Consider the following 9,109-nt stretch of genomic DNA (forward strand, 5'->3'; position numbering starts at 1 on the left):
GGGGGGATTCAGGGAAACGCTAACCCACTCCACATGCCCTCTGGCGTTCAGGCCGGTCCGCAATCAAGGCGTGGTTTCGAAGGCATGTCGGGACCTGTCGAGAAATCACAACGCAGAGTGCGGACCGGCCTGAGCGCCCCGCAGGGCTAGCGCTCAAGCATGCATCTGACTGCGTTGCGCTGCTTGCCAATAGAACCACTATTGGCTGCACATCGCGCCTTGCATCTACATGCTTGAGCGCTAGCAGAGTGCGTGTGGAGTGGGTTAGCGCTTCCCCTGGGGGGGCCGGGCAAGCGGCCCCCCTTGGCTCGCCGTAAAAGGCGAAAAGCGAGTTATCAGGCAAAAACCCAGCAAGAAAGACAACACCAAACCGGACGCAGAGCGTCCATGCAGGCGTTCCTACGCAGGAGCGAGGGAACGATCATCAACGGAGCAGCAGCAGCCCAGCTACTCCGGAAACAACGCCAACCCGATACTCAACAGCATCCGATCCGTCATCCGATCCAGATCCAGCCCGGTAATCTCGGCAATCCGGTCCAGCCGGTAGCGCAGGGTATTGCGATGCACCTGCAGCTGCTCGGCGCAGGCCTGAGTATGGCCATTGTGCTGCAACCAGCTGCGCAGGGTGGCGACCAGTTGACCATTGCCATCGGCCCGGCGCAGCGGCTGAATCGGCGCCAGCAGTTGCTGCACTGTCCAGCTGCCCTGCTGTTGATGGAGCAGCACTGCCAGCCGATTGTCGGCCAGACTGACCATACGCTCGGATACCCGCATCTCCTGAACATAATCGCGCAGACTGATCAGAGCCTCGGTCGCCTCGCGCAGATCCGCCAGCGACGTGACCGCCTCGGCCAGCAGCACTCGACCCACCGGCCAGCCCCGCTGATCGGCCTGCTCCAGCCAGCTGCGGCGCGGAGGTTGCGGCTTGCCACTGCGTAACCAAAGGACCTCGTGCAGCCCGAGCGGAAGAATGATGTCGTGCGGGTGACGGGCACGCATCAGCGTTACCAGTTGCCCTTGGGAATGCTGATGATCGCTTTCTGTAGCCAGGCACAGCAGACAGCACTGCAGCGGCCATTTCCAGCGCATGCGCAGGCGTTCCGCATCCTCCTCCAGACTGGCTACCGGGTAGCCGCGCTCCAGCAGATTGACCAGCCAGGCCTCCTGCTGCTGACCGCGCCAGTGCTGCTCTGCCTGCAACACGCGCTGTTCGACCAGCATCTCGGCGGTCATGCGCAGCAGCTCGGCAAACGGCCTGACCTGCTCCGGATCACCGGTAATACCCAGCACGCCAACCAGCCTTCCACCGTGCAGCAACGGCAGGTTGATACCGGGTTTGACGCCCTGCAGACAGGCTGCCGCCTGCTCGTCCAGCGCCACTACCCGCTGGTTGGCGAGTACCAGTTGGGCGCCCTCGTGCCGGCTGTCGATGCGCTCGGCATCGCCGCTGCCGATGATCACTCCCTGACGATCCATCACATTGACGTTGTACGGCAGGATAGCCATCGCTCGATTGACGATGTCCTGGGCCAGATGACGGTCCAGTTCAAACATGCTCGTGCTCCTCAGCGGCTGTCATCACCGCGTCATGCTCTGAGGCCATGCTGACTCCGTGAAGCCAGAACACCACTGACTCGGGAGATGCCAACATGGCCTTTGATCCGGAATTTGCAGGTGACTTCAACTCCGCAGCGGACCAGCGCCGCGAACGCCGTCGCAACGAAGACAAGAAGCGCATGGCCTATCGCCGCGCGATCGAGGCCTATCGAGAAAGCCAGGCCCTGCAGGCCTCCTTCAGCGACTTCCCCGAACTGCTCGGCCAGACCGATTTTCATCGTTCGCAGCGCCTCTACTGAGTCGCAGGCGACGGTTCGAAGGGTTCTGCCAACTGCCGGATCAGCGCCTTCTCCTCGCGCAAAAAGGCGAGGAAGGCCTCTGCCACCGGGCTCAGGCGCTTGCCCCGGGCATGCACCGCACACCAGCTGCGCTTGAGCGGCAATTCGCTGATATTGAGACAGACCAGTTCCCCCTGTCGTATCCAGGCCGCCGCTGCATGCCCCGGCACCAGCGCCACCCCCAGCCCGGCAATTGCGCCCTGCACCAGGGCCTCGGTCGACCCGAGCTGCATGGTCTGGCCCAGATGTACCCGCTTGAGCTGAAGAAATTCGTCACAGGCCTTGCGGATGCCCGAGCCGCTCTCGCGCTGCAGGACCATTTCCTCTTCCAGTCTAGCCAGTGGAATCTGACTCTGCCGCGCGAGCGGGTGATCCGGCCGCACCACCGCCACGATCGGGTTGTTCAGAAATGGAAAGAACTCCAACGCGCGATCCGCCGGCACCAGTCCCATAATCACCAGATCATCGCGGTTGTCGGCCAGACGCTGAATGATCTGTGCCCGGCTGGTGACGTCCAGTCGAAAGGTGACCTGCGGATAGCGCTGACGAAACGCCGCCAGCAGATGTGGCAGCACGTACTGCACACTGCTCGCCGCCGCCAGGCGCAACTCGCCACGCAGGCTGCCTTCCAGCGTCGACAGGTTCATATCCAGGCTTTCCAGCCGATCAAAGATGTCAGCAGAGGTCTCCAGCAGCGACTCCGCAGCCTCGGTCAGGTACAGCTTGCGGCCGACATATTCGAACAACGGCAGACCGACCTGTTCTTCAAGCTGGCGAATCTGCAGGCTGACCGCCGGCTGGGTCAGTGCCATGGTTTCGGCCGCACGGCTGTAGGAGCGGTGTTCGCACACCGCGCGGAACACCTGCAACTGGCGCAGGGTCATTCGCAGCAAAGATTTGCGCATGATGGTCTAGCCTTGATGAACGGAGCAGCTTTGCATGGCCACAGTATATATAAGCAATGACTTATATATAAGCCAAGTATTATTCATTTCACAGAATAGAGGCGTCCGCTTAGGGTAGCCGGGAAACATTTTGCAATGTGTCGCACCGGAACCACGCATTCCGGTCGCGGTACGCAACCTGTTCACCGCATCCACTCGATCACCCACACGAGGAACGCGTACGTGATCAAGAAAATTCTGATTGCCAACCGGGGCGAGATTGCCGTTCGCATCGTCCGCGCTTGCGCGGAGATGGGCATCACCTCGGTTGCGGTCTACACCGATCCCGACCGCTATGCCCTGCACGTCAAACGCGCCGACGAGTCCTACAACGTCGGCAGCGACCCGCTGGCCGGTTATCTGAACCCGCGCCAGCTGGTTAACCTGGCGGTAGAAACCGGCTGTGACGCCCTGCACCCAGGCTACGGCTTCCTGTCCGAGAACGCTGAACTGGCAAAGATCTGTGCCGAGCGCGGCATCAAGTTTATCGGCCCGGCCGCCGATGTGATTACCCGCATGGGCGACAAGACCGAGGCGCGCCGCAGCATGATTGCCGCCGGCGTACCGGTCACCCCCGGCACCGAAGGCAATCTGGCAGATCTTGACGAGGCGCTGCGCGAAGCCGAGCGCGTCGGTTACCCGGTGATGCTCAAGGCAACGTCCGGTGGTGGTGGTCGCGGTATTCGTCGTTGCAACAATCGCGAAGAGCTGGAATCGGCCTACCCGCGGGTCATCTCCGAGGCCACCAAGGCCTTCGGCAGCGCAGAAGTCTTCCTCGAGAAGTGCATCGTCAACCCGAAACACATCGAAGCGCAGATTCTCGCCGACAGCTTCGGCAACACCGTGCACCTGTTCGAGCGCGACTGCTCGATCCAGCGCCGCAACCAGAAGCTGATCGAGATCGCGCCCAGCCCGCAGCTGACCCCGGAACAGCGCGCCTACATCGGTGATCTGGCGGTCAAGGCCGCGCAGGCAGTTGGTTACGAGAACGCCGGCACCGTCGAATTCCTGCTGGCCGACGACGAAGTGTATTTCATGGAAATGAATACCCGGGTTCAGGTCGAGCACACCATTACCGAGCAGATCACCGGCGTCGACATCGTCCGCGAGCAGATCCGCATCGCCTCAGGCCTGCCGCTGTCGATCAAGCAGGAAGACATCCAGCACCAGGGCTTTGCGATCCAGTTCCGGATCAACGCCGAGGACCCGAAGAACAACTTCTTCCCCTCCTTCGGCAAGGTTACCCGCTACTACGCACCGGGCGGTCCGGGCGTGCGGGTCGATACCGCGATCTACACCGGTTACACCATTCCGCCGAACTTCGACTCCATGTGTCTCAAGCTCATCGTCTGGGCCATGACCTGGGAAGAGGCGCTCGACCGCGGCCTGCGTGCGCTGGATGACATGCGCCTGCAGGGGGTCAAGACCACGACCCCGTACTACCAGGAAATCCTGCGTAATGCCGAGTTCCGCTCCGGCGTGTTCAACACCAGCTTCGTGGAAGCCCACCCCGAGCTGCTGAACTACTCGATCAAACGCAAACCCGAGGAACTGGCGCTCGCCATCGCAGCCGCGATTGCCGCCCACGCCGGACTATGACACTAGCGGCAAGCTTCAAGCCGCAAGCGACAAGACACACCGCTTGCAGCTTGGCGCTTGAAGCTTGCAGCTGATGAGGAACAGAAAATGAGCAACACACGCAAAATCACCGTTACCGATACCATCCTGCGCGACGCCCACCAGTCCCTGCTGGCCACCCGTCTGCGTACCGAAGACATGCTGCCGATCTGCGACAAGCTGGATCAGGTCGGCTACTGGTCGCTGGAAGTCTGGGGCGGCGCGACCTTTGACGCCTGCGTCCGCTTTCTGAAAGAAGATCCGTGGGAACGTCTGCGCACCCTGCGCAAGGCGCTGCCGAACACCCGCCTGCAAATGCTGCTGCGTGGCCAGAACCTGCTTGGCTACCGTCACTACAGCGACGACGTGGTTCGCGCCTTCGTCGCCAAGGCAGCCGAGAACGGTATCGACGTATTCCGCATCTTTGATGCCATGAACGACGTACGCAACCTCAAGGTCGCCATCGAAGCGGTCAAGGCGGCCGGCAAGCACGCCCAGGGCACCATCGCCTATACCACCAGCCCGGTGCATACGGTTGAAACCTTCGTGCAGCAGGCCAAGGACATGGCAGCGATGGGCATCGATTCCATCGCCATCAAGGACATGGCCGGTCTACTGACCCCGTTCGCCACCGGCGATCTGGTCAAGGCGCTGAAAGCCGAGCTCGATCTGCCGGTGTTCATTCACTCGCACGACACCGCCGGCCTGGCCGCCATGTGCCAGCTCAAGGCGATCGAGAACGGTGCCGACCACATCGACACCGCTATCTCGTCCATGGCCTGGGGCACCAGTCACCCGGGCACCGAGTCGATGGTTGCCGCGCTGAAAGGCACCCCGTACGACACCGGTCTGGATCTGGAGCTGCTGCAGGAAATCGGCATGTACTTCCACGCCGTGCGCAAGAAGTACCACCAGTTCGAGAGCGACTTCACCGGCGTGGATACCCGCGTGCAGGTCAACCAGGTCCCGGGCGGCATGATGTCCAACCTGGCCAACCAGCTGAAGGAACAAGGCGCACTGGATCGCATCCAGGACGTATTCGCGGAAATCCCGCGCGTGCGTGAGGACCTCGGCTTCCCGCCGCTGGTGACCCCGACCTCGCAGATCGTCGGCACCCAGGCGGTATTCAACGTGCTGGCTGGCGAACGCTACAAGACCATCACCAACGAGGTGAAGCTCTACCTGCAGGGCCGCTACGGTCAGGCACCGGGTACCGTCAACGAGAAGCTGCGTCGTCAGGCCATTGGCGGCGAAGAAGTCATCGACGTCCGCCCGGCCGATCTGATCAAGCCGGAAATGGACCGCCTGCGCAGCGAAGTCGGCGCGCTGGCCAAGTCGGAAGAGGATGTGCTGACCTTCGCCATGTTCCCGGACATTGGCCGCAAGTTCCTCGAAGAACGTGAAGCCGGCACCCTGAAGCCCGAGCAACTGCTGCCGGCGCCCGGCCAGGGCGCTCCGGCTGCCGCCAGCGAAGGCGTACCGACCGAGTTCATCATTGATGTTCACGGCGAGTCCTACCGCGTCGATATCACCGGCGTCGGCGTCAAGGGCGACGGCAAGCGTCACTTCTACCTGAGCCTCGACGGCATGCCGGAAGAAGTGGTGTTCGAGCCGCTGAACGCCTTCGTTGGCGAGGGTAGCAGCAAGCGCAAGCAGGCCAGCGAACCGGGCCACGTGACTACCAGCATGCCGGGCAACGTGGTTGACGTGCTGGTCAAGGTCGGCGACAGCGTCAAGGCCGGCCAGGCCGTACTGGTCAGCGAAGCCATGAAGATGGAAAGCGAAATCCAGGCGGCCATCGCCGGGACCGTCAGGGCGGTCAACGTCGCCAAGGGTGATCGCGTCAATCCGGGCGAGATCCTGATCGAGATTGAGGCCTGACACCACACGGGTACCGTTGCGGCGCTGCGAGCAGCGCTGCAACGGCGTCGGTGTCGTGACCGGGAAACTGATCGTCTACCGTTCAGCCCAACCAAGGATTGAGACTGCGACATGAATAAAGATTCCAGACGCAACGAAAGCGCCGAAGAAGCCCTCAAGCAGATCGTCGACGGCTTCAACCGCTTTCGTAACGAGGTCTACCCGGAACAGCAGGAGCTGTTCAAGAAGCTGGCGCACGAGCAGGTGCCGCGTGCCATGTTCATTACCTGCGCCGATTCGCGCGTGGCGCCGGAGCTGATCACCCAGAGTGCGCCGGGCGACCTGTTCGTCTCCCGTAACGTCGGCAATGTGGTACCACCCTACGGCCAGATGATGGGCGGCGTGTCGACCGCCATAGAGTTCGCGGTACTCGCGCTCAACGTGCAGCACATCATTATCTGCGGCCACTCCGACTGCGGTGCGATGAAGGCGGTACTGAATCCGGAAACTCTCGACTCGCTGCCGACCGTCAAGGCCTGGCTGCGTCACGCCGAGGTTGCCAAAATCGTGGTCGAAGACAACTGCGACTGCTGCGACAACAAGCTGGCCATGATGACCGAAGAGAACGTAATCGCCCAGCTGCAGCACCTGGCCACCCACCCCTCGGTGGCTTCGCGACTGGCCCGCGGCGAACTGTTCATTCACGGCTGGGTGTACGACATCGAGACCGCGCACATTCGCGCCTACGACTCGGAAACCAACGAGTTTCGCCAGATCGGCGAAGGCCCGCTGCCGATGGCCACACCGCGCGCGCGCTACCCCGGCCGCAACGCCAGCTAACCGACAGGCGCATTACTGCATTTGCCCAATTACGGGTATACTGCGCCGTCTGTTTAGCGGCAGACCCCACGGGGTCTGCACTCTCCAAGCAAGCCACGCCAGTCCGCTGCCGTGGCTTGTTGGTTTCTGCCGCCGAGGCGGCCCTGATGAGCGAGGCACTACAGATGACCGCACTGGTTGGCGTGATCATGGGCTCCAAGTCCGACTGGTCCACCCTGAGCCATACGGCCGACATGCTTGAACAGTTGGGCATTCCCTACGAAGTGAAGGTGGTTTCCGCCCACCGCACCCCTGATCTGCTGTTCCAATACGCTGAAGAAGCGGCCGATCGCGGCATCGAAGTGATCATCGCCGGCGCCGGCGGCGCAGCCCACCTGCCGGGCATGTGCGCGGCCAAGACTCACCTGCCGGTGCTCGGCGTGCCGGTGCAGTCCTCCATGCTCTCCGGTGTCGATTCGCTGCTGTCCATCGTGCAGATGCCGGCCGGCGTTCCGGTCGCCACTCTGGCCATCGGCAAGGCCGGTGCGGTCAACGCAGCGCTGCTGTCGGCCAGCATTCTCGGTGGCAAGCACCCGCAGTTCAGCAAGGCGCTGCAGGAATTCCGCACCCAGCAGACCGACAACGTGTTGAACAACCCAGACCCGCGTCAGGCTTGAGGAATCGGATATGAAGATCGGCGTCATCGGTGGTGGACAACTGGGTCGCATGCTGGCACTGGCCGGCACCCCGCTCGGCCAGCAGTTCGCGTTTCTCGACCCGGCCCCGGATGCCTGCGCCCAGGCCCTCGGTGAGCACATCCGCGCCGACTACAGCGATACCGATCACCTGCGCCAGCTGGCCGAAGAAGTCGACGTGGTGACCTTCGAGTTCGAAAGCGTCCCGGCCGAAACCGTCGCCTTCCTCTCGCAGTTCGTCCCGGTCTACCCGAACGCCGAATCGCTGCGTATCGCTCGCGACCGCTGGTTTGAAAAGTCGATGTTTCAGGACCTCTGCATCCCGACCCCCGAGTTTGCCGACATCCAGTCGCAGGACAACCTCGATGCTGCGGTCAAGCGCATCGGCCTGCCGGCGGTGATGAAAACCCGCACTCTGGGGTATGACGGCAAGGGCCAGAAAGTCCTGCGCCACCCCGAAGACGTGGTTGGCGCCTTCGCCGAACTGGGCAGCGTGCCCTGCATTCTGGAAGGTTTTGTGCCCTTCACCGGCGAGGTGTCGCTGGTTGCCGTACGTGCCCGCAACGGGGAAACCCGCTTCTACCCGCTGGTGCACAACACCCACGAAAACGGCATCCTCAAGCTGTCGATCGCCAGTACCGATCATCCGTTGCAGGCACTGGCCGAAGACTACGTTGGCCGCGTGCTCGACAAGCTGGACTACGTCGGCGTGCTGGCATTCGAATTCTTCGAGGTCGACGGCGGCCTGAAAGCCAACGAGATCGCCCCGCGCGTACACAACTCCGGCCACTGGACAATCGAAGGCGCCGAGTGCAGCCAGTTCGAAAACCACCTGCGCGCCATCGCCGGCCTGCCGCTGGGCTCGACCGCCAAGGTCGGTGAAAGCGCGATGCTGAACTTTATCGGCGAAGTCCCCGCCGTCGACGCCGTTGCTGCCATTGAGCACTGCCATCTGCACCACTACGGCAAGGCCTTCAAGGCCGGTCGCAAAGTCGGCCACGCGACGCTGCGCTGCGCGGATATGGCGACGCTGAAAGCGCGTATTGCCGAAGTTGAGACGCTGATCGGCAAATAAGTTTGCTGGCGGGATAAACGAGAAAGGCGCAGCACTGGGTGTTGCGCTTTTTTTGCTTGCAGCAAAGTTTGCCGATGGCTCCTGTACCGGCGGCAAGGACACGCCCCTCGTGTAGGGCCACGGCACGCCGTGGCCGTGCGACCAACACCACCGCACCGTTGGCTCGCTCACTACGCCGCTTTCTTGCTCGCCTTTCGCCTTTTA

At 62.4% G+C, this 9,109-nt stretch carries 8 protein-coding genes; 6 read left to right on the forward strand and 2 right to left on the reverse strand.

The genetic code is table 11. The annotated features are described in order from the left end of the window. Positions 1–447 precede the first annotated feature (447 nt). A complete protein-coding gene (locus tag B7O88_RS10635) occupies positions 448–1,554 on the reverse strand; it encodes a sugar diacid recognition domain-containing protein (RefSeq protein WP_088275852.1) in 1,107 nt (368 codons plus the stop codon). A gap of 95 nt (positions 1,555–1,649) precedes the next feature. Between B7O88_RS10635 and B7O88_RS10640 the strand changes: the two genes are divergently transcribed. After that, the gene (locus B7O88_RS10640; RefSeq protein WP_088275853.1) at positions 1,650–1,856 is read left to right on the forward strand and encodes a PA3496 family putative envelope integrity protein; all 207 of its coding nucleotides are present in this window, start codon (positions 1,650–1,652) and stop codon (positions 1,854–1,856) included. Here B7O88_RS10640 and B7O88_RS10645 read toward each other — a convergent pair. After that, entirely contained in the window at positions 1,850–2,800 is a 951-nt protein-coding gene (locus tag B7O88_RS10645; RefSeq protein WP_088275854.1) for a LysR family transcriptional regulator, read from the reverse strand. The two genes, B7O88_RS10640 and B7O88_RS10645, sit on opposite strands and share 7 nt — an antisense overlap. Positions 2,801–3,022: 222 nt before the next feature. Here B7O88_RS10645 and B7O88_RS10650 point away from each other — a divergent pair, with 222 nt between their 5' ends. The 5 genes from B7O88_RS10650 (at position 3,023) to B7O88_RS10670 (ending at position 8,905) form a co-directional block, all read left to right on the forward strand. Beyond that, positions 3,023–4,438 (forward strand): acetyl-CoA carboxylase biotin carboxylase subunit, encoded by a 1,416-nt coding sequence (locus B7O88_RS10650; protein ID WP_088275855.1) that lies wholly within the window; start codon positions 3,023–3,025, stop codon positions 4,436–4,438. Positions 4,439–4,525: 87 nt separating this feature from the next. Further along, on the forward strand, positions 4,526–6,337 hold the full coding sequence (gene oadA, locus B7O88_RS10655; RefSeq protein ID WP_088275856.1) for a sodium-extruding oxaloacetate decarboxylase subunit alpha: 1,812 nt from the start codon (positions 4,526–4,528) through the stop codon (positions 6,335–6,337). A gap of 111 nt (positions 6,338–6,448) precedes the next feature. Further along, positions 6,449–7,156, forward strand: coding sequence for a carbonic anhydrase (locus B7O88_RS10660; protein WP_088275857.1), 708 nt, complete (start codon positions 6,449–6,451; stop codon positions 7,154–7,156). A gap of 164 nt (positions 7,157–7,320) precedes the next feature. Next, positions 7,321–7,812: a 5-(carboxyamino)imidazole ribonucleotide mutase gene (purE, locus tag B7O88_RS10665; protein ID WP_088275953.1), complete on the forward strand. Its 492-nt coding sequence runs from the start codon at positions 7,321–7,323 to the stop codon at positions 7,810–7,812. A 10-nt stretch (positions 7,813–7,822) separates the two neighbouring features. Beyond that, positions 7,823–8,905: a 5-(carboxyamino)imidazole ribonucleotide synthase gene (locus B7O88_RS10670; protein WP_088275859.1), complete on the forward strand. Its 1,083-nt coding sequence runs from the start codon at positions 7,823–7,825 to the stop codon at positions 8,903–8,905. Positions 8,906–9,109: the final 204 nt, after the last annotated feature.

This window comes from Halopseudomonas aestusnigri (genome assembly GCF_002197985.1).
GTDB lineage: Bacteria > Pseudomonadota > Gammaproteobacteria > Pseudomonadales > Pseudomonadaceae > Halopseudomonas > Halopseudomonas aestusnigri.

Bases quoted from the DNA above. Each gene is read 5' to 3' on its own strand.
- B7O88_RS10635 (WP_088275852.1), bottom strand. From the start codon at position 1,554: ATGTTTGAACTGGACCGTCATCTGGCCCAGGACATCGTCAATCGAGCG.
- B7O88_RS10640 (WP_088275853.1), top strand. From the start codon at position 1,650: ATGGCCTTTGATCCGGAATTTGCAGGTGACTTCAACTCCGCAGCGGAC.
- B7O88_RS10645 (WP_088275854.1), bottom strand. From the start codon at position 2,800: ATGCGCAAATCTTTGCTGCGAATGACCCTGCGCCAGTTGCAGGTGTTC.
- oadA (WP_088275856.1), top strand. From the start codon at position 4,526: ATGAGCAACACACGCAAAATCACCGTTACCGATACCATCCTGCGCGAC.
- B7O88_RS10660 (WP_088275857.1), top strand. From the start codon at position 6,449: ATGAATAAAGATTCCAGACGCAACGAAAGCGCCGAAGAAGCCCTCAAG.
- purE (WP_088275953.1), top strand. From the start codon at position 7,321: ATGACCGCACTGGTTGGCGTGATCATGGGCTCCAAGTCCGACTGGTCC.
- B7O88_RS10670 (WP_088275859.1), top strand. From the start codon at position 7,823: ATGAAGATCGGCGTCATCGGTGGTGGACAACTGGGTCGCATGCTGGCA.